General features: G+C 70.9%; 23 protein-coding genes. 13 read left to right on the top strand and 10 right to left on the bottom strand.

Features of this window, described 5'->3' with window-relative positions; translation table 11 throughout:
• The first annotated feature begins 20 nt into the window (after positions 1–20).
• From QO011_RS37825 to QO011_RS37835, 3 genes are all read left to right on the top strand, one after another.
• Positions 21–932, top strand: coding sequence for a tagatose-bisphosphate aldolase (locus tag QO011_RS37825; RefSeq protein WP_307284381.1), 912 nt, complete (start codon positions 21–23; stop codon positions 930–932).
• A gap of 127 nt (positions 933–1,059) precedes the next feature.
• The gene (locus QO011_RS37830) at positions 1,060–1,977 is read left to right on the top strand and encodes an ROK family protein (protein ID WP_307284382.1); all 918 of its coding nucleotides are present in this window, start codon (positions 1,060–1,062) and stop codon (positions 1,975–1,977) included.
• 3 nt (positions 1,978–1,980) lie between these two features.
• Positions 1,981–2,517, top strand: coding sequence for a P-loop nucleotide/nucleoside kinase family protein (locus QO011_RS37835; RefSeq protein WP_307284386.1), 537 nt, complete (start codon positions 1,981–1,983; stop codon positions 2,515–2,517).
• Positions 2,518–2,532: 15 nt separating this feature from the next.
• Here QO011_RS37835 and QO011_RS37840 read toward each other — a convergent pair whose 3' ends face one another.
• Complete coding sequence (locus tag QO011_RS37840) at positions 2,533–3,081, bottom strand: hypothetical protein (RefSeq protein ID WP_307284388.1); 549 nt, start codon at positions 3,079–3,081, stop codon at positions 2,533–2,535.
• A gap of 236 nt (positions 3,082–3,317) precedes the next feature.
• Here QO011_RS37840 and QO011_RS37845 point away from each other — a divergent pair, with 236 nt between their 5' ends.
• Positions 3,318–3,773, top strand: a complete 456-nt coding sequence (locus QO011_RS37845) for a (2Fe-2S)-binding protein (RefSeq protein ID WP_307284392.1) — start codon at positions 3,318–3,320, stop codon at positions 3,771–3,773.
• A 5-nt stretch (positions 3,774–3,778) separates the two neighbouring features.
• Positions 3,779–5,956 carry a xanthine dehydrogenase family protein molybdopterin-binding subunit gene (locus QO011_RS37850; RefSeq protein ID WP_307284395.1) on the top strand — a complete coding sequence of 726 codons (2,178 nt, stop codon included), beginning with the start codon at positions 3,779–3,781 and terminating at the stop codon, positions 5,954–5,956.
• A 63-nt stretch (positions 5,957–6,019) separates the two neighbouring features.
• Here QO011_RS37850 and QO011_RS37855 read toward each other — a convergent pair whose 3' ends face one another.
• Together QO011_RS37855 and QO011_RS37860 are read right to left on the bottom strand one after the other, a co-directional pair.
• Complete coding sequence (locus QO011_RS37855; RefSeq protein ID WP_307284398.1) at positions 6,020–6,871, bottom strand: nucleotidyltransferase domain-containing protein; 852 nt, start codon at positions 6,869–6,871, stop codon at positions 6,020–6,022.
• Between the two features lie 75 nt (positions 6,872–6,946).
• The gene (locus QO011_RS37860) at positions 6,947–7,516 is read right to left on the bottom strand and encodes a cytochrome b (RefSeq protein WP_307284399.1); all 570 of its coding nucleotides are present in this window, start codon (positions 7,514–7,516) and stop codon (positions 6,947–6,949) included.
• Between the two features lie 259 nt (positions 7,517–7,775).
• Between QO011_RS37860 and QO011_RS37865 the strand changes: the two genes are divergently transcribed.
• Positions 7,776–8,285, top strand: coding sequence for a DUF3455 domain-containing protein (locus QO011_RS37865; protein WP_307284402.1), 510 nt, complete (start codon positions 7,776–7,778; stop codon positions 8,283–8,285).
• Positions 8,286–8,295: 10 nt separating this feature from the next.
• Here QO011_RS37865 and QO011_RS37870 read toward each other — a convergent pair whose 3' ends face one another.
• Positions 8,296–8,775: a MarR family winged helix-turn-helix transcriptional regulator gene (locus QO011_RS37870; RefSeq protein WP_307284405.1), complete on the bottom strand. Its 480-nt coding sequence runs from the start codon at positions 8,773–8,775 to the stop codon at positions 8,296–8,298.
• Positions 8,776–8,841: 66 nt separating this feature from the next.
• On the opposite strand from QO011_RS37870, the gene QO011_RS37875 reads away from it, so the two are divergent.
• Genes QO011_RS37875 through QO011_RS37885 form a run of 3 tightly spaced genes read left to right on the top strand, consistent with a single transcriptional unit; the run spans position 8,842 to position 10,393 of the window.
• Complete coding sequence (locus QO011_RS37875; RefSeq protein WP_307284409.1) at positions 8,842–9,324, top strand: carboxymuconolactone decarboxylase family protein; 483 nt, start codon at positions 8,842–8,844, stop codon at positions 9,322–9,324.
• Positions 9,321–9,791 carry a GNAT family N-acetyltransferase gene (locus tag QO011_RS37880; protein ID WP_307284412.1) on the top strand — a complete coding sequence of 157 codons (471 nt, stop codon included), beginning with the start codon at positions 9,321–9,323 and terminating at the stop codon, positions 9,789–9,791. The genes QO011_RS37875 and QO011_RS37880 overlap by 4 nt, the downstream gene beginning before the upstream one ends.
• Positions 9,791–10,393: an FMN-dependent NADH-azoreductase gene (locus QO011_RS37885; RefSeq protein WP_307284415.1), complete on the top strand. Its 603-nt coding sequence runs from the start codon at positions 9,791–9,793 to the stop codon at positions 10,391–10,393. Before QO011_RS37880 ends, QO011_RS37885 begins: the two co-directional genes overlap by 1 nt.
• Before the next feature lie 108 nt (positions 10,394–10,501).
• On the opposite strand, the gene QO011_RS37890 is transcribed toward QO011_RS37885, so the two are convergent.
• The 3 genes from QO011_RS37890 to QO011_RS37900 form a co-directional block, all read right to left on the bottom strand.
• Positions 10,502–12,583, bottom strand: coding sequence for a hypothetical protein (locus tag QO011_RS37890; protein ID WP_307284417.1), 2,082 nt, complete (start codon positions 12,581–12,583; stop codon positions 10,502–10,504).
• Between the two features lies 1 nt (position 12,584).
• Complete coding sequence (locus tag QO011_RS37895) at positions 12,585–12,908, bottom strand: hypothetical protein (protein ID WP_307284420.1); 324 nt, start codon at positions 12,906–12,908, stop codon at positions 12,585–12,587.
• Between the two features lie 347 nt (positions 12,909–13,255).
• Complete coding sequence (locus QO011_RS37900; protein WP_307284422.1) at positions 13,256–14,800, bottom strand: MFS transporter; 1,545 nt, start codon at positions 14,798–14,800, stop codon at positions 13,256–13,258.
• Positions 14,801–14,971: 171 nt separating this feature from the next.
• Between QO011_RS37900 and QO011_RS37905 the strand changes: the two genes are divergently transcribed.
• The 4 genes from QO011_RS37905 (at position 14,972) to QO011_RS37920 (ending at position 18,470) form a co-directional block, all read left to right on the top strand.
• A complete protein-coding gene (locus QO011_RS37905) occupies positions 14,972–15,904 on the top strand; it encodes a LysR family transcriptional regulator (RefSeq protein WP_307284423.1) in 933 nt (310 codons plus the stop codon).
• 65 nt (positions 15,905–15,969) lie between these two features.
• A complete protein-coding gene (locus QO011_RS37910) occupies positions 15,970–17,643 on the top strand; it encodes a methyl-accepting chemotaxis protein (protein ID WP_307284425.1) in 1,674 nt (557 codons plus the stop codon).
• A 212-nt stretch (positions 17,644–17,855) separates the two neighbouring features.
• Positions 17,856–18,152 carry a type II toxin-antitoxin system RelE/ParE family toxin gene (locus QO011_RS37915; protein WP_307284427.1) on the top strand — a complete coding sequence of 99 codons (297 nt, stop codon included), beginning with the start codon at positions 17,856–17,858 and terminating at the stop codon, positions 18,150–18,152.
• A 9-nt stretch (positions 18,153–18,161) separates the two neighbouring features.
• The gene (locus QO011_RS37920; RefSeq protein WP_307284430.1) at positions 18,162–18,470 is read left to right on the top strand and encodes a HigA family addiction module antitoxin; all 309 of its coding nucleotides are present in this window, start codon (positions 18,162–18,164) and stop codon (positions 18,468–18,470) included.
• A gap of 21 nt (positions 18,471–18,491) precedes the next feature.
• Here the strand turns inward: QO011_RS37920 and QO011_RS37925 are convergent, their stop codons facing one another.
• From QO011_RS37925 to pxpB, 3 genes are all read right to left on the bottom strand, one after another.
• Complete coding sequence (locus QO011_RS37925) at positions 18,492–19,262, bottom strand: LamB/YcsF family protein (protein ID WP_307284432.1); 771 nt, start codon at positions 19,260–19,262, stop codon at positions 18,492–18,494.
• 259 nt (positions 19,263–19,521) lie between these two features.
• Entirely contained in the window at positions 19,522–20,562 is a 1,041-nt protein-coding gene (locus QO011_RS37930; protein WP_307284435.1) for a 5-oxoprolinase subunit C family protein, read from the bottom strand.
• Positions 20,555–21,298 carry a 5-oxoprolinase subunit PxpB gene (gene pxpB, locus QO011_RS37935; RefSeq protein WP_307284439.1) on the bottom strand — a complete coding sequence of 248 codons (744 nt, stop codon included), beginning with the start codon at positions 21,296–21,298 and terminating at the stop codon, positions 20,555–20,557. The genes QO011_RS37930 and pxpB overlap by 8 nt, the downstream gene beginning before the upstream one ends.
• Positions 21,299–21,443 lie beyond the last annotated feature (145 nt).

Genomic DNA, 21,443 nt, shown 5'->3' on the forward strand with positions numbered 1-21,443 from the left:
CGGCGGATGCGGAGGGTGCCATGGCGGGGATGACGACGGCGGAGCGGCGCGGCTATCACCAGATCTGCGGGCGCGACGGCGCCATGATGGTGATCGCCTGCGACCAGCGTGGCGGCATGCGCACGCTGCTGGCATCCGATCCGGCCGAGCAGAAGGCGATCAGCGAGGCGACCCTCGGCGAGACCAAGGCCGACATCGTGCGCTATCTCGCCAACCACGCTTCCTGCGTGCTGCTTGATCCGGTCTGCGCCGTGCCCGGCGTGGTCGACCTGGGCGTGCTCGCCCGCGACGTCGCCCTGCTGATCGGCCTCGATGCCTCCGGCTGGGACACCGAGCCCGGCACCGGCTACCGCCTGTCCAAGCTGGTGCCCGGCATCGACGCCCGCCGCGTGCGCGCGCTCGGCGGCACCGGCGGCAAGATCATGGTCTATCTGCGCGCCGACCTGCCGGCGGCGAACGCGCGCAACATCGCGATCCTGCGCCAATGCATCGCCGACTTCGCCGCCGAGGACCTCCTCCTGGTGGTGGAGTTCCTGACCTACCAGGTCGAGGGCGAGAGCGCCGAGGCCTATGCCGCCAAGCTGTCCGAACTGATTCTGGGCGGCACCCGCATCTGCCTCGATCTCGGCGCCAAGGTGCTGAAGCTGCCCTATCCCGGCTCGGTCGAGGCCTGTGCCGGCGTGACGGCGATGGCCGGCGACGTGCCCTGGGCGGTGCTCTCGGCCGGCGTCGACCACGCGACCTTCATCGGCCAGATCGAGACCGCCATGGCCAACGGCGCCTCGGGCGTGATCGGCGGCCGGGCGCTGTGGAAGGACTGCATCTCGCTCGACCGCGCCGTGCAGCGCGAGCGCCTCACCAGCATCGCCCTGCCGCGGCTGCGCGAGATCCAGGCGATCCTGGCCCGCCACGGCGCCCGGCAGGCGGCCTGAACCGGGCGACCGCGGCGACAAAACCGGTTATGCTGGCGCCGGCGGCACGCTGCCGGTGCCCGCCGCAAAATCACCAGAATCCGCAGGAGTCCGGGCCGGCGCTCGGACATCCCGCTCAGGGTGGACCATGGCCTCGACGGCGATCGGCATCGACATCGGCGGCACCCATCTGCGGGCCGCGCGAGTCTCGGACGGCGGGGAGATCCTCGACCGCGTCGCGGAGCGGACGGTGCGCGACCCCGAGGCCGTGGTGGCGCGCATCCTCGACCTCATCCGCCGCCTCGACCGGCCCAGCGTCGCGGCGATCGGCATCGGCGTGCCCGGCCGGGTCGATGCCGGCCGCGGCACCGTGCTGTCGGGCGGCTATGTCGACCTGTCGCAGGTGCGCCTGGCCGAGCGGGTCGCGGCCGCCGCCGGCCGGCCGGTCGCCATCGACAATGACGGCACCATGGCGCTGGTGGCCGAGATCGCCGTCGGCGCGGCGCAGGGGCACGAGAGCGTCGCCCTGCTCACCATCGGCACCGGCATCGGCGGCGCCATCGCGGAGGGCGGCCGCATCCTGCGCGGCCGCAGGGCGGCCGGCCAGCTCGGCCATGTCACGATCGATGCGGGCGGCGAGCGCTGCGCGTGCGGACGGCTCGGCTGTGTCGAGACCGTGAGCTCGGGCACGGCGCTGGGCCGCCATGTCGCGGCCGCCGGCCTGCCCGCCGGCACCAGTGCCGACCGGCTGTTCGCGCTGGAGGCGGCGGGCGATCCGGCGGCGCGGCGGGCGCTGCTCGCCTGGGCGACGCCGCTGCGCGCGGCGATCGAATCGATCGTCGCCGTCGCCGACCCCGACCTGGTGCTGCTCGGCGGCGGCCTCGGCGCCGCAGCGCAGCGGGCGCTCGCCCTGGTGCCGGCGGCGGCCGACTGGTTTTGCTGCCCGGTCGAGGCGGCGGCGCTGGGCGACGATGCCGGCGTGATCGGCGCGGCGCTGTGCGGCCTGATGGACCGGGTCTGCGATCTTCATCCCGTGCGTGCCCCGTCGCCGCGCGAGGTGGCCTGAGCCATGAAGCGCGCGGTCCTGGTCAACGGCGTCCCCGCCAGCGGCAAGAGCACGGTGGCGGCCGGCGTCAGCGCGCGCACCGGCTGGCTGCGGCTGGCGCTCGATGCGGTCAAGGAACCCTTCTTCGACGAGCTCGGCCTCGGCGACCGCGAATTCAACCGCGCCCTCGGCCGGGCGAGCTACGCGGCGATCTGGTCGCTGGTGCGCGACGCGCCCGACGGCACCACCGTCGTGGTCGATGCCTGGTTCGGCTTCCAGCCGGCCGCGGTGCTGGAGGGCCATCTCGAACGCGCCGGGGTCGGGCAGACCGCGGAGATCTGGTGCCACGCGCCGCCGGCGCTGCTCGCCGAGCGCTACGCCGCCCGCCTCGGCGAGCGCCACCCCGGCCATCCCGGCGCCGCCTTCGTCCCCGAGCTGATCGCCCTCGCCGAACGCGCCCGACCCCTGCGCCGTGGCCCGATTCTGGAGGTCGACACGCGTGCTCCCGTGGACGTCGACACGGTGATGGCGTGGGTGCGGGGGATGTTCGGGGCGGAGTAGGCAATCGGCTCCGGCCTACGGCAGCTCCTCCAGATCCCGATGCACGTGCGCAGGATAGGTCGCGAGCCGCGTCAGCACCTCGGGCAGCGTGATCGGGGCGTAGTCCGTGCAGTCGACGCCGACGTCCATCTGCTGGGCGGTGGGCTGGAAGCGGCCGTGGACGTGGCCGTGCAGATTGATCGAGCCGTGATGGCTGTCGCGCCAGACGGCGAAGGGATAGTGGCACAGCACGATCAGCCGCCGTCCGCCCTCCGGCACGTCGACGGCGAGCTCGGCATAGGACTGCACCGAGGCCCAGGCCGCGGCGCCGCGGGTGTTGCTGTGGTCATGGTTGCCGACGATGAGGTGCTTGACGCCGGGAAGGCCGTCGAGCATCGCCCGTATCCGGGCGTTCCATTTCCAGGTGACGTCGCCGAGATGGTAGACCACGTCGTCGTCGGTGATCCGTTCGCGCCAGTTGCGGACCAGCACGTCGTCCATCTCGTCCGCGGAGGCGAAGGGCCGGCGCGAGAAGGGAATGATCCTGGCGTGCTGGAAATGGGTGTCGCTGGTGAAGAAGATCATGCTGGCGCCGTCCGGGATTCGCTGAGGTAAGGCAGCATAGCGGCGGCGGGCGGCCTGCAGAACGGGGGAGGCACGCGAATCCGCGGCCGCTCACGCCGGCGTCACGGTGCTACACGATGGCGTTATCCCGGCCCGCCCGGCGGTGATCGCCGCCGCCGCTCCTGTATGATGCAGCGGTCCGGCCGAGGCGGCCGTCGCCAGCATCATCCCCGTCAAATCCCTGAGGAGGTCTGCCCATGGTCGCCCTCGTCGTCAACGCTACCCGCCACGAGCTCGACGTCGAGCCGGAGACGCCGCTGCTCTGGGTGCTCCGGGACGAGCTCGGGCTCACCGGCACCAAATATGGCTGCGGCATCGCCCAGTGCGGCGCCTGCACGGTGCATGTCAACGGGGAGGCGATGCGCTCCTGCTCGGTGCAGGTGGGCGATGCCGACGGGGCGGAGATCACCACCATCGAGGGCCTGTCGCACGGGGCCGCCCATCCCGTGCAGCAGGCCTGGCTGGCCGAGGACGTGCCGCAATGCGGCTATTGCCAGTCGGGCCAGATCATGGCCGCGGTCGCCTTCCTGCGCGATCACCCGAGCCCGACCGACGCCGATATCGACGAAGGCCTGACCAATATCTGTCGTTGCGGCACCTATCCGCGCATCCGCGCCGCCGTGCACCGCGCCGCCGCGCTGATCAAGGGGTGAGCGCCATGACCGTGCAACCGCTCGACCTCAGCCGCCGCCGCTTCCTCGCCGTCTCGCTCAGCGCCGCCGGCGGCCTCGCCCTCGGCTTCTCGCTTCCCGGGCCGGCCGATGCCATTCCCGCCGCGCCGCGCCCTTGGGAAGAGAGCCCCGGCCGCGAGATCAATGCCTGGATCCTGATCGAGCCCGACGACACCGTGGTGCTGCGCGTCGCCCAGTCGGAGATGGGCGAGGGCATCTTCACCGCCCTGCCGATGATCCTGGCCGAGGAGCTCGCCTGCGACTGGCGCAAGGTCAAGGCCGAATATGCCTCGGCCAGCCGCAACCTCAGGGACAACAACGTCTACAAGCGCATGGGCACGGGCGGCTCCGGCGCGGTGCGACGCTCGCGCGAGTTCCTGCAGCAGGCCGGCGCCAGTGCCCGCGCCCGGCTGGTGCAGGCCGCGGCCGAGCGCTGGGGCGTGGCGCCCGAGGCCTGCCAGGCGCGCGACGGGCAGGTGCTGCACGCATCGAGCGGCCGCAGCCTGCGCTATGGCGAGCTCGCCGCCGACGCCGCCAGGCTGACGCTGGCCAAGGAGCCGGCGATCAAGACGCCCGACCAGTACACGCTGATGGGCAAGCCGCTGGCCCGGCTCGACACGCCGGCCAAGCTCGACGGCACCGCCATCTTCGGCATCGATATCCGCCTGCCCGGCATGCTCTATGCCGCCGTCGTCACCTGTCCCGTGTTCGGCGGCACGGTGAAGTCCTACGACGCCAAGGCGGTGACGAGCCGGCGCGGCGTCAAGGCGGTGGTGCCGGTGCCGGGCGGCCTCGCCGTGGTCGCCGACCGGTTCTGGCGCGCCAAGGAGGCGGCCGCCGCCTTGCCGGTGACCTGGGACGAAGGCCCGGCGGCGGCGACCGACAGCAAGGCCTTCGCGGCGGAATATCGCGCCGCCCTGGACGGGCCGGCAGTCACCGCCCGCAAGGACGGCGACGTCGCGGGCGGCCTCGCCGGCGGCAAGCGGGTGGAGGCGCTCTACGAGGTGCCGCACCTCGCCCATGCGCCGATGGAGCCGCTCAACTGCACCGCGCATGTGCAGGACGGCAAGGTCGAGGTCTGGCTCGGCACGCAGAATCCGGACGCGGCGCTGCAGCTCGCCGCCAAGACGGCGGGCGTGCCGCCGGAACAGGTGGAGGTGCACAATTGCTTCCTCGGCGGCGGCTTCGGCCGGCGCGCCGTCAATGACGAGCTGGCGCAGGCCGTGCTGGTTGCCAAGGCGGTGGGCCAGCCGGTGAAGCTGCTCTGGACGCGCGAGGAGGACATGCGCCACGACCGCTACCGGCCGCAGGCGGCGATCCGCTTCCAGGCGGCGCTGGCAGCGGATGGCAGCATCGCCGCCCTGCATGCGCGCACTGCGGTCGGCTCGATCCAGCGCTCGCTGGGCTGGGGCAAGGTCGAGAGCGGCGTCGAGCCCTCGGCGGTGGAAGGGCTGGTCAACGCGCCCTATCGCGCCGCGGCCGTTCAGGTCGACTGCATCCTCAAGAACACGCATGTGCCCGTGATGTTCTGGCGCTCGGTCGGCAGCTCGCAGAACGCCTTCGCCATGGAGAGCTTCATCGACGAGCTCGCCCGTGCGGCGGGCGAGGATTCCTACCGCTTCCGCCGCAAGCTGCTCGCCGATCGGCCGGACTTCATCGCCGTGCTCGACACGCTGGCCGAGAAGGGCGACTGGGGCAAGCCGATGCCGGCGGGGAGCGGGCGTGGCATCGCCATCCACGAGGCCTTCGGCACCATCGTCGGCGAGGTGGTGGAGGTGGCGGTCAGCGACAAGGGCGAGGTCAAGGTCACGCGCGTGGTCGCAGCGGTCGATTGCGGCCACGTGGTCAACCCGCTGACCGTCGCCATGCAGATCGAAAGCGCGGTGGTCTACGGCCTGTCGGCGGCGCTGTTCGGCGCTATCACCATCGAGAAGGGCGCGGTGGTCGAAGGCAATTTCGACGCCTATCCCGTGGCGCGCCTCGCCGACACGCCGCCGATCGAGACGCATCTGGTGCTGAGCGGCGGCACGAAATGGGGCGGCATCGGCGAGCCCGGCACGCCGCCGATCGCCCCGGCGCTCTGCAACGCCATCTTCGCCGCCACCGGCAAGCGGATCCGGAACCTGCCGATCCGGGACACCGACCTGGCGAACGGGCGGACGTGAGGGATGCCGGAAGCGCACTGACGCTGCCAACGGGAGAAGGAAGGGCCGCGGGTGGGGATGCGGTCAGCCCGGGCCTGAGCCTGGCCGGACACGGCCCCGGTCCCAGCGCATCGCAGCCTCCCGGAACAGGGCTTCGGCGGCCTCGCGGGCCTCGTCCGTGGGGGGCGACGCCTTTCCCTCGAACAGTGGGCGCGCCTGCTCGAACTCGCCGTCGATGAAGCCGGCGATGGCCGGCGGCAGCGGCTCGGTTCCGAGCTCCCGCGTCACGGCCTTGCGGACCAGGAGGTCGTCCACCAGGACGGTGACGGCCTCCGGCGGATCGCATTCGGCCATCAGCGTCGGGAAATGCATCGGCGCCACGGCCTGGTCGGGATGCAGGCGCAGCCAGCGCAGCGTCGCGGCGGGGCGAAGCGCGTAGAAGATCTTCTTCTGCGCCACCGCCTTGCCGTCGCCGAAATGGGCGTGGCGCTGGCGCTCGCCCAGATGCAGGTAGTGCCGGCCGATCAGGTCGCGGTCGGCGAAGCGTGCGGCGAAGGCGAGAAGGGCGTCGCGCAGCCCGGCATCGCCGCGGTAGACGATCGGCGAGCGCAGCCATTCGATGATCACGGCATTGCCCTTGAGCAGCAGCTTCAGCGCCTTGCCGAGGTCCCAGCCGTTGACATCGAGCTCATCCTCGAGCGGAAGCTCGATCACATCCCGGCGCGACCAGGGCGAGAGATAGTGCGCGACCGGTCGGACGAAGACGAAGCGGCAGTCATAGTCGCTGTCCGGGGAGGGGAAGCCCCAGGCCCGGCTGCCGCTTTCGATCGCCAGGAGGATGGTGGCCCCGTGCTCGGCCTCGATCCCCGCCAGCGCCGCGTCGATGGCGTCGACGACGTCGGCTGAGAAATCGGAGGGCAGGGCTCGCAGCGTCATGGCGTCGTCGTCCGGTGGCGGTCGGGCACGCAGCATGCCCCAGCGGCATTCGGCCTTCCACCCCGGAGCGAGCGCTCAGCGCGGCGGCAGCATCCGGGCCAGCACCTCGTCCTTCAGGACGAAGCGGTGCCAGAGCACGGCGGCGAGGTGCAGGCCGAGCACGACATAGATGGCGGTGGCGCCCCAGCCGTGGACGAAGCGGCCGAGCTCGGCCAGGGCTGGGTCCTTCGGCAGCAGGTTCGGCCATTGGAACAGGCCGAACCAGGGCAGGGACCGTCCGCCGGCGGCAGAGAAGACGTAGCCGCTGAGCGGCATCAGCAGCATCAGCGCATAGAGCGCGAGGTGGCCGGCCCCTGCGGCGAGATGGGTCAGGCGGCCGAGCGGCTTGACGTAGGCCGGCGCGCCGACGGCGAGGCGCCAGAGGACGCGGACCACCACCAGGGTCAGCGCGGTGAGGCCGAGCGACTTGTGGATCTCCAGGAGCGCCTGCCGTTCCGGCGTGCCCGGCACCAGCCAGGAGCAATAGAGGCCGATGCCGATCGCCGTGAAGATGATCAGCGCCATCAGCCAGTGCAGGCTGCGCTGCAGGCGGTCGTAGCGGGTGGCGGTGGCCGGCGGGGCGGCGGCGTCGGAAAGCGTCGTCATCACTTCTGCATGCCCGATTGTGCGGTGCACAAGAGGGGCTGGCGGTTTCCGGCGGATTTGAGGCATCGGCGCGCCGGCTCCGAGGCCGATAAAGGCTTGGCTGTGGACGCTCCCGGTTCTCACACAGAGTTGATTGCTGCATTGCGGTAGGGAAACCGGCCGGCGCTGCCGCCGGGCCGGCCGCGGCTTCCCGCTGTCGCCCGGCTCTGCTAGCGTCCGGTCGGGCGTCACGGGGGGCACGGCGATGCGAGGCTGCGCGATGTCTCTTCCATGTCTGCTGCTGGCCGGTCCGGTGCTGCTGGCCGGTGCTCTTTCGGCCGGGCCGGCTGCCGCGGCAACGCTGCCGGAGGCGATCGCCGCGCCGGGCGAGGTGCCGGTCCTGACTCTGCATGCCGAGGGCGCGCAGATCTACCAATGCAAGGCGGACGCTGCCGGCAAGCCTGCCTGGACGTTCCGCGAGCCGATCGCGACGCTGATCGCGGACGGCAAGACCGTGGGCCGCCACTATGCCGGGCCGAGCTGGGCGCTCGACGAGGGCAGCGCCGTCACCGGCAAGGTCGCCGGCAGCGCGCCCGGTGCCACGGCGCAGGACATTCCCTGGCTCAAGCTCGCGGTCGCGGCCCATCACGGCAGCGGCGCCCTGGCCGATGTCGTCACCGTGCAGCGCATCGACACGAGCGGCGGCAAGCTCGACGGCGCCTGCGACCAGCCCGGCATCTACCGCAGCGTGCCGTATTCGGCGACCTACGTGTTCCTGCGCAAGGGCTGACCCGAGCGTTTCAGGGGCTCCCTTCGCCATGGCCCTCCAGCGCCAGGGCGACCAGCCAGCGGCGGACGGTGCGCTCCTCCGTCGCGGTCAGGCCGGCGGCGAGGCTCTCCTCCAGCACGGTCACCCGCTCGCGGCAGCGCGCCAGCAGGGCCGCGCCGGCTTGGGTGACGTCGAGGTGCTGGATGCGGCCGTGCACGGCGTGCGGGCGTCGCGCCAGGGCGCCGGCGCGCTCGAGGTTGGCGACGATCACGCTCACGGTCTGCGGCGTCAGCAGCGCCAGGCGGGCGAGGTCGGCGTTGGAGAGGCCGGGATAGGCCGCCAGCATGGTCAGCACCGCGAATTGCGGCGGCGTGACGCCGAGGTCGGCGAGGGCCCGCTCCATGCGCAGCCGCGTGGCCGCGCTCGCCTGGCGCAGGAGATAGGCGAGGTGGCCTTCCTCGCCGCGCTTGCCCTGGCCGAGCGGCGGGACGGTGGGCTGGGTCTTGCGCATGATATCAGAACTCTGATATGTTGTTCGTGCTCTGATATTAGCGCAGCAGCCCGAAAGGAGCCAGCCATGTCCTCGCACCAGCCCATCGACTATGCGCAGTTCGAGCGGACCGCGCCCGCGGCGGTGGCGGCGCTGCGCGCGCTCGGCAAGGCGGTCGACGAGTCCGGGCTCGACAAGGGCCTGACGGAGCTTCTCAAGGTCCGCGCCTCGCAGCTCAACGGCTGCGCCTTCTGCCTGCAGTTCCATCTCAACACGGCCCGCCGCCTCGGCGTCGCGGCGGAAAAGCTCGACCTCGTCGCGGTCTGGCGCGAGGCCGGCATCTTCTCCGAGCGCGAGCGGGCGGCGCTCGGCTGGACCGAGGTGCTGACCCTCTCGCCGGGCAGCGGCCTCGAGCCGCAGCGCCAGGCGCTCGCGGCCACGTTCAGCGAGACGGAGATCGCCTTCCTCACCGTCTCGATCGGCACCATCAACGCCTGGAACCGCATCGCCGGCCCGCTCGGCTTCGCCCCGCCGATCCCGCGCCGGGCCGAGGGGAGCGAGGCGGCATGACCGCGCCGGCGATCCGCCGGCTGGAGAGCGAGGCCGAGGTGGCGGCCTTCTTCCCGGTGATCCGGCAACTGCGCCCGCACCTCGCCTCGCCGGCCGAATGGATCGAGCGCTGGCGCCGCCAGGCGGCAGAGGGTTACCGCCTCGCCGGCATCGGCGATGGTGACCGCCTCGCGGGCATCGCCGATGCCGGCGATGGCGACAGGCCGCTGGCGCTGGCGGGCTACCGCACCTGCGAGAACCTGGTGCACGGCCGCTTCCTCTATGTCGACGACCTCGTCACCGACGAGGCGGCGCGTGGCGGCGGCCATGGCGCGCGACTGATGGCCTGGCTGAAGGCGGAGGGGCAGGCGCTCGGCTGTGCCAGGCTGGTGCTCGATACTCCGCTGGCCAACGTGCTTGGGCACCGCTTCTACTATCGGCAGGGCCTGCTCGGCGCGGCGCTGCGCTTCGGCGCGCCGCTCGGCTGATGGCGAGCCTGCTGCACATCAGCGTCAGCCCGCGCGCGGCCTCGCACAGCCGGCGGATCGGTCGCGAGCTGGCGGCGCGGCTCTGCGCCGCCCGCGGGCTCGATCGGGTCGTGCGCGACCTCGGCGCCGATCCGCCGCCGCTGCCGGACGAGCGCTTCGTCGAGGCGAGCCTGATGCCGGAGGAGCGGCGCGGGCCGGACGAGGTCGCGGCGCTGGTGCTTTCGGAGACCTATATCGGCGAGCTCGAGGCGGCCGCCGTCGTGGTGATCGACACGCCGATGCACAATTTCACCGTGCCGGCGGCGCTCAAGGCCTGGATCGACCACGTCGTGCGGCCGCGCCGCACGTTTCGCAGCACGCCGGCCGGCAAGGTCGGCCTGCTCGCCGACCGGCCGGTCAGGGTGGTCGCGGCCTGCGGCGGCCCCTTCTCCGGCACGCCGGCGGCGCAGCGCGACTTCCTTACGCCATACATCTCCTACACGCTGGCGGCGATCGGCCTCGCCGATGTCGAGGTGCTGTTGCTGGAGAGCCTCGCCCGCGGCGCCGAGAGCGTCGAGCGGGCCGAGACGGGAGCGCGGGCCTGGATCGAGCGCCAGGGGTGAAGGGGCGGCGTCCGAAATCGTCACCGGAATGTCGTCGTGCCGTAGCGAACCGGGCACGACGGCCGCTCGCTGCATGCGACGCGCGTTCTTTGCGAGCGACGAGAAAGGCTACGAGGTCGGCAGCCCGTAGAACGTGGCCAGCACCTGGTTGTATGTCAGGCTCAAGGCGCCTCCCGGCGAGCCGTAGCCATTTGCGATGTAGGACCAGGTGAAACCTTTCGCCGTCAGGAAAGTGCGAGCCGACGTCACGTAGTCGATCGCGATTTCCTGGCCCGGTCCACCAATGACGAGTTCGAGGCAAATCTTTGAAGCCGATACGCCCACCAGAATGTCGAGCTGGCCCTGCAGCCATGTCGCCTGGGGATCGGGATCCCCGCCCGTGATCGGCGGCGTGGCGCTCGTCGTGATGTTCACGAAGTCGAGCCCGCTTGCCCCCATGACGGTTGCGGCATTGCTCGCCGTCAGTCCGAGATGCGATCCGGAGGCAAGGAGGGGATCGGTCAGCGCTCCGATCAGAAATCCCTTTCCATGCGCGGCTGCGGACAAAAGCATCGCCGTCACGGTGAAGAGATCGGTCCCGTCGGTGGCGGAATAATTTCCACGGTCGTCATCCATCTCGCAATCGAGGGCGAAGCCTCTCCTGGTCGAGCCGAGATCGGAGAGCCTGCCCTGGCCGAGGATGACCATGTCACTGCTGACCTTGAAGCTTCCGGAAACGGCATTGCCGGGAAAGAACGTGTCGGCGTGGGCCGCTGCCCAAGCGCGATGGAAAACCGCGGGATTGGCTGGGTTGACCGTGCTTCCCGTATCGATGCTCACATCCTGGGTCAGGTCGGTGCCGCTCCGGCCGGCCCAGCCGGTGGTATCGTAGCCGAAGGCATCCGCGGCATCGAGCCAGCCGAGATTTCCGGGATTTGAGCCGAGATAGCCATATTGGTGAAGCAGGGCGGCGATGGCCGCGCCGTCGGCGTCGCCGCGCGCCGCATAGCCGGCGCTCCACATCTGCTTGACGAGGGTGGAGCCGATTGCCGTCCGATACGTGCTGAATTGCGTGCGGCAGTTGTATCCCGCGGTGTTCTTGATGATCCCCATCGTATCGTTGGGATTCTTGGCCCAGGCAGTTTTATCGCCGGGATTGAGCCCCAGCCCGCGGTCCCCCCACAACAGCTCCCATATTCCGATCTTCGTCTGGGTCGACGATGCCGCCGGCCCCCATGGCCGGGTTACCGCATCGGTCAGGGGGAAATTAGGATAGTCGGTCGTCCCGACGACGCTGTCGGACGACGGCGGGGCTGCAAGGCGGAGGATTCGGAAGGGTGGCGCGGCCGGCGTGACGCTGTTGATCGTCGTGTTGGTGAAGCAATTGGGCGGAGACGGCGGGGTCGGGGTCGGCGGCTCGACATAGACACCCAGAACGCGCAACATCTGATCGCAGGCGTCCGACAGACTGCCCACTTGGGGCGTGGTGAGCGATGCGCCGACGAAACCGAAGGCCAGCGTGTTGGCGCTATAGGTGCCGCTCGCGCCGAGACGCAGGAAGAACAGGTTCCCGGTCGGTGCCGCGACGGCGTCGGTGAGCCAGGATTTCGTGGTGGCGCCGGTGGTCCATAGGCCGCCGGCGCTGCTGGTCCGGATGTTGCAGTTCAGGCCATAGCCCGTCCCCGCCGACACGACGATCTGGGTGGTCTCATTGTTCCAGACGCTGGAGCTGGCGACCGAACGCACGAGGTTGATGCCGGTCTGATTGACGGGAGTGCCCCCGCCCCGCGCGCCGACATCGCCAGAGATCCCAGGGACGATGTACTGCGCGTAGACGCCGACCGTGTTGTCGGTGAGGACGTTGGCCCCGACCATCGCTCCGAGCGTGGCGCCGGTGTCGAGATAGCCGGTCGAACCGTCGCCCGTGATGCCATTGGGCGAGAGGGATACGGTGCCATGCACAGTCAGGTTGAAGGCGTTGCTTTTGACGTTCTGCTGCGCGGCCTGCATCGTCGGTGCGAAGAAAAAGTAGACCGCCGTGAGTTTCTGCCACCAGCCACCCGCCGGGGTCGTCGTATCCTTTCCGGTAAGGATGAAATCATTGGCGGCGAGCAGGAAGTCCATGCCCGGCTTGACGGTGCATCGTGCGACCCATGCGTTCAGATCGCTGTCGAGGCCGTAGAGATACTGGAAATCGCGAATGGCTCTCATGTCACGTGACCGTCGTGAAGCCGGCCAGGTTCCACACGGCGGCTGCGCCGCCGGAATTGTGCATGACGATCAGGCTGCCGCGGGCATTCTGGCCGGCGCTGCTGTTATGGCCCGTCAACACGCATTCCAGCGTGGCTCCGGCTGCCGCGGAAAACACGATCGTTCCGGCATTGTCCTGAACCCACCCGACCTCGGTCCCGGGGACCGCCGCGGCACTGAGAGTCCAGGTCGTGGTGGTCGCGCTCGACGAATACAGAACAAGGCCGTCGTGGATCGTGTCGATCGTCGCGTTGCCGGGAATTTCCGTCGGGGCGAGTGGCTGCACGAGTTGTCCCCCTATTGAGGTGGCAAACTTCTAAAGTTGAAACCAATCTTTCCGAATACGGCCGCACAAGTGAAGCGGCGACGGTGCGCTCTCATATATACTATCGCGGTATTAGGGAAACGCAACGTCTTTGAGTCGGACTTCGCGGCCACGTCGTCAGCTTCGCGGCGGCTGTTGCGATCTGGTGGATGGGGCGGCTGCGGAAGCGGTTCGAGCCGGGGCGTCGCGGAGCGATCGTCGATCGCAACCCCGATGACGCCATCGGAAGCATGGCCGGACGGCGAAAATTCCCTCGCTTCGTGGAGAGGGCTTTTGGCGTTGCGCCCCTGGTGCTCTCGTCCAGCCTCTCACCTCGCGCCCATTCCGGTGGTGCGGGAGACGTCCCCGATACCGCCGGGCTCGGCCGGCGCCGCTCGGCCATAGCCGAGGGCGAAGAGCACGACCAGCGCGGTCAGCGCGGTGATCGCGGTCAGGATGAGGAGCAGCGCGACGAAGGCGGCGTCGTAGCTCGCCGTCAGGGCATCGCGGCCGAGGCCGGGCAGGACGGCGGCCGCGCCGGCGAGGTCGCCGGTGACGAGCCGCTGCGCCGCTTCGGCCGTCGCCGGACCGGCGGGCAGGCGTGCCGCGGTCAGGCCCGAGAGCACCGCGCCGACCACGGCGAGTGCCACGCCTTCGCCGGCGACGCGGATGGTGTTGAAGATGCCGGTCGCCATGCCGGCGCGCTCCTTCGGCACCACGCTGACCGCCAGCCCGTCCATCAGGCCCCAGGGCAGGCCGATGCCGGCGCCGATCGTCAGCATCGGCGGGACAAGGGCAGCGGCCGTGCTGGCGGGCACGTGGGCGAGCCAGTACAGGCCGGCGGCGGCGAGGCCGAGCCCGGCGCCCGCGATCAGCGCCGGCGAGACCCAGCGCGTCAGCAGCCCGGCGATCAGCGGCAGGACGAGGAGCGGGGCGGAGAGGGCGATCATCAGCTGCCCGGCAGCGACCTCGCCCATGCCCTCGACGCCGATGAAGCGCAGCGGCAGCAGCACCAGCAGCACCACGAAGGCGTAGGCCGGTGCCGCCGCCAGGAGCTGGACGCCGACGAAGCGGGGATAGCGGAACAGGCTCAGGTCCAGCATGGGGCGCGCGACGCGCCGCTCGACGGCGACGAAGGCGGCGAGCAGCAGAGCGGCGCCGGCCAGCGCGCCGATGACCAGCGCATCGCCCCAGCCGCGCTCCGGCGCCTGCAGCACGCCTGTCGTGAAGAGGGTGAGCGCCAGCGTGAAGCTGGCGGCGCCGGGCCAGTCCAGCCCCGACGCCGCGGGATCGCGGGATTCGCCGAGGCATCGGGCACCGATCGCGAAGGCGGCGAGGGCGAGGAGGACGACGAGGAGGAAGATGCTGCGCCAGCCGAAGGCGTCGATCATCAGGCCGGCGGCGATCGGCCCGAAGGCGAGGCCGACGCCGAAGCTGGTGCCGATGAAGCTGAAGGCGCGGATGCGTGCCGGCCCGTCGAAGGTCTGCGCCAGCGCGGCCATGCCGCCGGAGAGGGCCGCCGCGGCCGCCAGGCCCTGGGCGGCGCGCAGGAGGTCGAAGGCGAGGATGCCGGGTGCGAAGGTGAGGCCCAGCGAGGCCGCGGCGAAGACCGCGGTGCCGGCGAGGAAGACGCGCTTGCGGCCATGGGTGTCGGCGAGGGCGCCGGCCGCCATCAGGCTGGAGCCGAAGGCGAGCATGAAGGCGTTGGTCACCCAGTTCAGCGCCACCGGGTTGCCGCCGAGGGCGCGGCCGATTGCCGGCAGCGCCACCGCCGCCCCGGTGAAGGTGAGGGGCATGGCCATGGCCGCCAGGCACACGGCGACCAGCACGAGCGCCTTTTCGGCCGGGCGCGGGCCATTGGTCGGATCCGTCATGAAAAGTCCGTCGGGGTGTGAGGGCAGGCCGGACCGCCATGGTCGGCGCCGGCATGTCGCGCGGCCTTGCCGGCCGTCGCGTCTGCTGTAGAGATAGATGTGCCGCAATCATGCGGAAACGGCGCTAATATTCCGCACATACCGGAACAACGCGCTCGAATGAGGCCCGGCATGGACCATCTCGGCGGGTTGATCGCCTTCGTGCGCACGGCCGATCTCGGCAGCTTCGTCGCCGCTGGCCGGGTGCTCGGCCTCTCCGCTTCGGCGGTCGGCAAGGCGGTGGCCAGGTTGGAGCAGGAGCTCGGCGTGCGGCTGCTGCAGCGCTCGACCCGCAGCCTGCGCCTGACCGAGGAGGGGCGTGCGTTCCACGAGCGCTGCCGGCAGGTGCTCGACGACCTCGATGACGCCCGGGCCATGCTCGCCCGGGTGCGGCAGGTCCCGCGCGGCCGGCTGCGGGTCAGCATGCCGATCGTCAGCTATCACTTCCTCACGCCGGTGCTGCCCGAGTTCCTGGCCCGCTATCCCGAGGTCGAGCTCGACCTCGATTTCAACGACCGCGTCGTCGACCTGATCGAGGAGGGCGTCGACGTCGCGATCCGCAGCGGCGACCTGCCGGATTCGCGGCTGATGGCGCGGGCGCTGCGGCCCTTCCAGCTGCTGCTCTGCGCCGCGCCCGCCTATCTCGCACGGCACGGCGTGCCGCATGTCCCGCGCGATCTCGACCGGCACCTCGGCATACGCTTCCGCTTTCCCAACAGCGGCCGGCTGCAGGACTGGCCGCTGACCCCTTCGCCCGGCGAGCCGGAGCACGCCGGGCGCACCGTGCTCACCTGCAACAACATGGAGGCCCTGCACGGGGCGGTGACGGCCGGGCTCGGCATCGGCTGCATGCCGGACTTCCTGGCGCGCCGCTCGCTGGCATCGGGAGCGCTCGTCACCGTGCTCTCCGACCATATCGACGGGCCGGGGCAATTCCGCCTGCTCTGGCCCTCGAACCGGCATCTCTCGCCCAAGGTGCGGGTGTTCGTCGACTTCCTCAGCGAGCGGCTGTTCGCCGCCTGCTGCGACGCCCTGCCCGGGACGGCAAAACCGACGGTGCCTTAGCGTGGGATTAACGATGTTTTGCGATGCGTCGACACGCTCCCGCCGCTCCCTCCCGGAATCATCGCATGCGTCTTTCCATCAAGGTTCTGCTGACGTCCCTGTTCGGGGCGATGGTCGTCGTCTGCGCCGGTCAGGGCGGCTACGGCATCGTCAATCTCCGTGCGATCGAGGCCGACGTGGCTGATATCGCCACCAACTCGCTGCCGTCCGTGGATGGAGCCAACCGCATCAACAATGCGGCGGGCGACTATCGCCTGCTGCAATATCAGCTGGTGACGTCCGCCACGACGGAGGACGCCGTGCGCATGCTGGCGGACAAGGCGGCCGAGCTGGCGCAAGCGCGCAAGGACTACGAGCCGCTGATCTCCTCGCCCGAGGAAAAGGCGCTCTACGACCGGTTCCTGCGCGCCTGGGCCCGCTATGAGACCGGCAGCCGGAAGATGCAGGGCCTGATCGAGGCCGGCATGCGGGACGACGCACTCGCGCTGCTCGGCGGCGCCGAGATGGCCAAGGCCTACAGCGAGGCCAGCGACGCGCTCGACAAGGACGTGGCGCTGAACCGGAAGGGAGCCGAAGCGTCGTCCTCCGCGACCCTGGCCGCCATGGAGAGCATGCTGGCGGCGACCTACGTCGCCCTCGCCCTCGCGGTCGGCGTAGGCGTCCTCGCCATGCTGTTCAGCCATTTGCGGGTGGCGCGCCCGATCGTCGGCATGACCGCGTTCATGCGCCGCCTTGCCGATGGCGACACGGCCGAGGACGTGCCGTCGCAGGGGCGGCGTGACGAGATCGGCGCCATGGCCGGCGCCGTGCAGGTGTTCAAGGACAACCTGATCCGCAACGCGGCGCTGGAGGCGGAGGCGGCGCAGGCCCGGCTCGACGGCGAGGCGCAGCGCAAGGCGATGATGCAGCGCCTGGCCGGGGACTTCGAGGGCGCGGTCGGCGGCATCGTCGAGATGGTATCCTCGGCCGCCACCGAGATGCAGGCCACCGCCCAGCAGCTCACGGCCGTGGCGCAGGAGACCTCGGCGCAGGCGACCTCCGTGTCCGGAGCCGCCGAGGAGGCGGGCACCAACGTCGCCTCGGTGGCGAGCTCGGCCGAGGAGCTCGGCGCCTCGGTGGGCGAGATCGGCCGCCAGGTCGAGCGCTCCTCGCAGCAGGCGCGCGAGGCGGTGACCACGGCGGAGCAGACGGCCGCCATCGTCCACGAGCTCAGCGAGGCGGCGGCGCGCATCGACGGCATCGTCGAGATGATCTCCGGCATCGCCGGCCAGACCAACCTGCTCGCCCTCAACGCCACCATCGAGGCGGCGCGGGCCGGCGAGGCCGGCCGCGGCTTCGCCGTGGTGGCGGCCGAGGTCAAGTCGCTGGCCGAGCAGACGGCACGGGCCACCGCCGAGATCGGCCAGCAGATCGCCGGCATCCAGTCCACCACCGAGCGCTCGGTCAAGGCCATCGCCAGCATCACCGGTACGATCCGCGGCATGAACGAGACCTCCGCCGCCATCGCCTCGGCGGTGGAGGAGCAGGGCGCCGCCACCCGCGAGATCATCCAGGCCGTCACCCAGGCCGCCATCGGCACCGGCGAGGTCACGGCCAACATCACCGGCGTCGCCCGCGCCGCGGAGGAGACCGGCTCCGGCGCCACCCAGGTGCTCGTCGCCGCCTCCGAGCTCGCCCGCCAGTCCGAGACCCTGCGCAGCGAGGTCGCGACCTTCCTGCAGACGGTGCGGGCGGCCTGACGAGGCGGCGCCGCGTTCGGGCATCGAGGCGTCAGCCTCCTTGCCCGTTCATGGCAAGGCATTCGGATCGACCGATGCCGAGCGGGTGACACTCAGGCACCGTACGGGCTTGGCCAAGCATCGGTGAGCCGGGCTCATCGGTGATCGGTACAAAAGCCGAGTTGCTGGATGACCCATAGAGTGGTACATGGCCTCAAGATTGGAGCTGCGGGATGATCCTCGGGTTTCGGGACCAGTGGTTGCGGGCCTTCTTCGTGGAGGACATCCACTCCCGCAACATCCCGGCCGATCTCGAAGGCCGATTGTTCCGCAAGCTCCAGATGATCGACGATGCGGCAACCGATCAGGATCTGCGGGTGCCGCCCAGCAATCATTTCGAGAAGCTGCGCGGCAGTCTCGACGGTTTCCATTCGATCCGCGTCAACAGGCAATGGCGGCTGATCTTCCGATGGGACGGGAGCCGGGGCGAGGCGGCGGATCTCTATCTCGACGACCACGGCTATCGGTGAGGTGACGAGATGCTGATGACCAAGCGCAAGCCGGCGACGGTCGGCGAAATCCTCACCGAGGAGTTCATGCAACCCCTCGGCCTGACGCAGGCTGCATTGGCCGAGGCAATGGGCGTGCAGCGCAAGCATGTGAACGAGTTGTGCAACGATCGCCGCACCGTGACGGCGGCGACGGCGCTGATCCTGGCACGGGTGTTCGGCAACAGCCCGGATTTCTGGCTCAACGTGCAGCGGCGCAGCGACCTCTGGATGGTGATGAACACCCCGGACGAGCGAGCCCGTGTCGAGCGGGCAAAGCCTCTTCCGACGGCGGCGTGATGGAGCGACGGCAGCGCGTCGCTACAGCCAGGTGCCGAACGGCGCGATCGTGAGGCCGGCGGCGGCGAGGCGGTCGCGGATGCGCCTGGCCATGCCGACGGCACCAGGCGTGTCGCCATGGACGCAGACCGTGTCGATCGACACCGGCATGCGCCGGCCGCCGGCGGTGACGATCTCGTTGGCCTCGACCATGCGCAGGACCCGTTCGGCCGCCGCGTCGGCGTCATGGATGACGGCGCCGTCGAGCTTGCGCGAGACGAGGTTGCCGTTGTCGGCATAGGCGCGGTCGGCATAGACCTCGCGCGCCAGGCGCAGGCCGACGGCCTCGGCGGCGCGCTCGGTCGCCAGGCCCGGCATGACGATGAAGATCAGGCCGGGGTCGACGGCCTTGATGGCGCGGGCCACCGCCAGGGCGAGGTCGTCGTCCTCCGCCGCCATGTTGCCGAGCGAGCCGTGGGTCTTGACGTGCTGCAGGCTGGTCCCGGCGGCCTGCGCCAGGGCCTGCAGGGCGCCGATCTGGTAGATCACGTGCTTCTCGATGTCGGCCGGCCGCTCGCCGAGGATCGGCCGGCGGCCGAAGCCCCAGAGGTCGAGGAAGCTCGGATGCGCGCCGACGGCGACGCCGTTGCGGCCGGCGCGCTCGATGGTCTCGGCCATGACCAGCGGGTCGCCGGCATGGAAGCCGCAGGCGACATTGGCCGAGGTGACGATCTCCAGCATCGCCTCGTCATTGCCGAGGGTGTAGACGCCGAAGCTCTCGCCGAGGTCGCTGTTGAGGTCGATGCGGGTCATGGGTGGGCTCCGGTGCGGAAGGTGATGGCGTGAGCAACTTCAAGCGCGACGCCAGCAATCCCCCCCTTGTGGGGAGGGGCTAGGGGTGGGGGTCCATCAAAATAGGGCGCCACATGCATCACAGGGCGCTCTTGGCAAGCCGCCCCGCTTCGTTCTGCACGACCCCCACCCTTTATCCCTCCCCACAAGGGGGAGGGAAGACACAGGCGTCGCGCAAGGCTTGCAAGGTTGCGTCTCGCATTGCCGGCAGACCCGTCCATCACCCCACCCTCTCGCCCGGATCGGTGGCCGAGACCACGCCGCTGATCAGGTTGAGGCCGAGCAGGGCCTCCGGCGACAGCGCGCCGGCCGCGGCCACGGGCCGGACCGCGGCGACCATCGCCTCCACCGCGTCGCGATGGCTTGCGGCGATCCCCTCGGCCTCGGCGGCCGAGACGCTGGTGAAGCGCACCGTCTCGCCCGGCCGGCGCTGGGCCAGGCGGAACAGGTCGGGCCCGATCACCGTGGCGATCTTGGGATAGCCGCCGGTGGTCTGGCGGTCGGCGAGCAGCACGATCGGCCGGCCATGGCCAGGCACCTGGATGCTGCCGTTCATGATGCCGTCGGAGACGATGTTGAAGCCCGCGCGATGTTCGATCGCCGCGCCGTCGAGCTGGCAGCCCATGCGGTCGGCCTTGGTCGAGACGGTGTAGGCGGCCGACAGGAAGGTGGCAATCCCCGCCGCGGTGAAGGCGTCGTCCTGGGGGCCGAGCAGCACCCGGATCGGGCCGGCGGGGTCGGGAATGCCGGCCGCGTCGAGTTGGAGCGGCGGGCCTTCGGGCACGCCGCCTCGCAGCGCCAGCCGGTCGCCCGCCCGCAGCGCCCGGCCCTCCAGCCCGCCGATGCCCGAGCGGGTGTGGGTGGAGAGGCTGCCGAGCACCGGCGCCAGGGCGAAGCCGCCGGCGACGCCGAGATAGGCGCGCAGGCCCTGGCGTGCCGCGCCGAGCTTGACCCGGTCGCCGTGCGCAAGGTCGTGCGCCCGCCCCGTCGCCGCCGGCTCGCCGTTGACGGTCAGCGGCATCGGCGCGCCGGCGACTGCGATGCGGCAGCGTCCGGCCTCGACGGTGAAGGCGAGGCCGGCCATGGTCATCTCGATCGCGGCGGTGCCGGCGGGATTGCCGAGCAGGGCGTTGACTGCGGCCAGCGCCACCGCGTCCATGGCGCCGGAGGCGGAGATGCCGAAACGCTGATAGCCGAAGCGGCCGCTGTCCTGCAGCGTGGAGAAGGGGCCTCCGTCGGTGATGGCGAGGTGGTCAGCCATCGGCATCCTCCCGCACCGCGACGGGCTCGCCGGCCTCGGCGGCGGCCAGCATCTCCCGATATGCGGCCGCATCCACCGGCTCGAAGCGGATGGCGTCTCCAACTTCGAACAGGAAGGGGCTCTCCCGCCCGGGATCGTAGGAGCGCACCGGCGTCTGGCCGATGAGGTGCCAGCCGCTCGGGATCTCCAGGGGCGGGGACACCGCCGCCTGCCTGCCGCCGATCGAGATGCTGCGCGGCGGCGTCTTCAGCCGCGGATCGGTGCGCCGGCTGGTGTGGATGCGCTCGGGCAGGCCGCCGAGATAGGCGAAGCCCGGCGCGAAGCCGATCATGTAGATGCGGTACTCCGCGCCGGCATGCAGCGCCACCACCTCGTCCGGCGTCAGGCCGTGCAGGCCGGCGACGTGCTCCAGGTCGACACCGCACTCGCCGCCATAGCAAACCGGCACGCGCCAGCGCGAGCGCGACCGTCCGGCGCCGCGCGGGGCCGGGCGCAATGCCAGGATCTCGCGCACCAGCTGTTCGCGCGGCAGCACCAGCGGGTCGAACAGCACCAGGAGGGAGCGATAGGTCGGCACGGTCTCGGTGACGCCGGGGAGGCCGCGCGCGGCCAGCGCGGCGTCGAGCGCCATCACCCGCTCGTTCAGCGCAGCGTCGATCTCGTCGCCGAACTCGGCCACCAGCCCGCCGTCGCCGGCGTCTAGGAAGCGGGGCGCGGCGAGCCCTGATCCGTCCATCCCATGCCTCTCCTGCGGGCCCATCCTATCGCCGCATCGGGCGAAAACGAGAGCGGCCGCCGGTGGCGGCGCTCGCTCGTCTTGCCTCGATACCGCTCCGGCCGGCGGAAGGCGCGGCCAAATTTCAGGCAGGCCGCGCCTAAAA

Origin of the sequence: Labrys wisconsinensis, from assembly GCF_030814995.1 — a bacterium.
Taxonomy (GTDB): domain Bacteria; phylum Pseudomonadota; class Alphaproteobacteria; order Rhizobiales; family Labraceae; genus Labrys; species Labrys wisconsinensis.

What these genes read in the sequence shown, in the direction of transcription:
- QO011_RS37865 (WP_307284402.1), top strand. Translation starts at nt 7,776, where the DNA reads ATGTCTCTTCCATGTCTGCTGCTGGCCGGTCCGGTGCTGCTGGCCGGT.
- QO011_RS37845 (WP_307284392.1), top strand. Translation starts at nt 3,318, where the DNA reads ATGGTCGCCCTCGTCGTCAACGCTACCCGCCACGAGCTCGACGTCGAG.
- QO011_RS37860 (WP_307284399.1), bottom strand. Translation starts at nt 7,516, where the DNA reads ATGACGACGCTTTCCGACGCCGCCGCCCCGCCGGCCACCGCCACCCGC.
- QO011_RS37905 (WP_307284423.1), top strand. Translation starts at nt 14,972, where the DNA reads ATGGACCATCTCGGCGGGTTGATCGCCTTCGTGCGCACGGCCGATCTC.
- QO011_RS37880 (WP_307284412.1), top strand. Translation starts at nt 9,321, where the DNA reads ATGACCGCGCCGGCGATCCGCCGGCTGGAGAGCGAGGCCGAGGTGGCG.
- QO011_RS37835 (WP_307284386.1), top strand. Translation starts at nt 1,981, where the DNA reads ATGAAGCGCGCGGTCCTGGTCAACGGCGTCCCCGCCAGCGGCAAGAGC.
- QO011_RS37925 (WP_307284432.1), bottom strand. Translation starts at nt 19,262, where the DNA reads ATGACCCGCATCGACCTCAACAGCGACCTCGGCGAGAGCTTCGGCGTC.
- QO011_RS37830 (WP_307284382.1), top strand. Translation starts at nt 1,060, where the DNA reads ATGGCCTCGACGGCGATCGGCATCGACATCGGCGGCACCCATCTGCGG.
- pxpB (WP_307284439.1), bottom strand. Translation starts at nt 21,298, where the DNA reads ATGGACGGATCAGGGCTCGCCGCGCCCCGCTTCCTAGACGCCGGCGAC.
- QO011_RS37850 (WP_307284395.1), top strand. Translation starts at nt 3,779, where the DNA reads ATGACCGTGCAACCGCTCGACCTCAGCCGCCGCCGCTTCCTCGCCGTC.
- QO011_RS37875 (WP_307284409.1), top strand. Translation starts at nt 8,842, where the DNA reads ATGTCCTCGCACCAGCCCATCGACTATGCGCAGTTCGAGCGGACCGCG.
- QO011_RS37900 (WP_307284422.1), bottom strand. Translation starts at nt 14,800, where the DNA reads ATGACGGATCCGACCAATGGCCCGCGCCCGGCCGAAAAGGCGCTCGTG.
- QO011_RS37890 (WP_307284417.1), bottom strand. Translation starts at nt 12,583, where the DNA reads ATGAGAGCCATTCGCGATTTCCAGTATCTCTACGGCCTCGACAGCGAT.
- QO011_RS37920 (WP_307284430.1), top strand. Translation starts at nt 18,162, where the DNA reads ATGCTGATGACCAAGCGCAAGCCGGCGACGGTCGGCGAAATCCTCACC.
- QO011_RS37885 (WP_307284415.1), top strand. Translation starts at nt 9,791, where the DNA reads ATGGCGAGCCTGCTGCACATCAGCGTCAGCCCGCGCGCGGCCTCGCAC.
- QO011_RS37825 (WP_307284381.1), top strand. Translation starts at nt 21, where the DNA reads ATGGCGGGGATGACGACGGCGGAGCGGCGCGGCTATCACCAGATCTGC.
- QO011_RS37855 (WP_307284398.1), bottom strand. Translation starts at nt 6,871, where the DNA reads ATGACGCTGCGAGCCCTGCCCTCCGATTTCTCAGCCGACGTCGTCGAC.
- QO011_RS37840 (WP_307284388.1), bottom strand. Translation starts at nt 3,081, where the DNA reads ATGATCTTCTTCACCAGCGACACCCATTTCCAGCACGCCAGGATCATT.
- QO011_RS37870 (WP_307284405.1), bottom strand. Translation starts at nt 8,775, where the DNA reads ATGCGCAAGACCCAGCCCACCGTCCCGCCGCTCGGCCAGGGCAAGCGC.
- QO011_RS37915 (WP_307284427.1), top strand. Translation starts at nt 17,856, where the DNA reads ATGATCCTCGGGTTTCGGGACCAGTGGTTGCGGGCCTTCTTCGTGGAG.
- QO011_RS37930 (WP_307284435.1), bottom strand. Translation starts at nt 20,562, where the DNA reads ATGGCTGACCACCTCGCCATCACCGACGGAGGCCCCTTCTCCACGCTG.
- QO011_RS37910 (WP_307284425.1), top strand. Translation starts at nt 15,970, where the DNA reads ATGCGTCTTTCCATCAAGGTTCTGCTGACGTCCCTGTTCGGGGCGATG.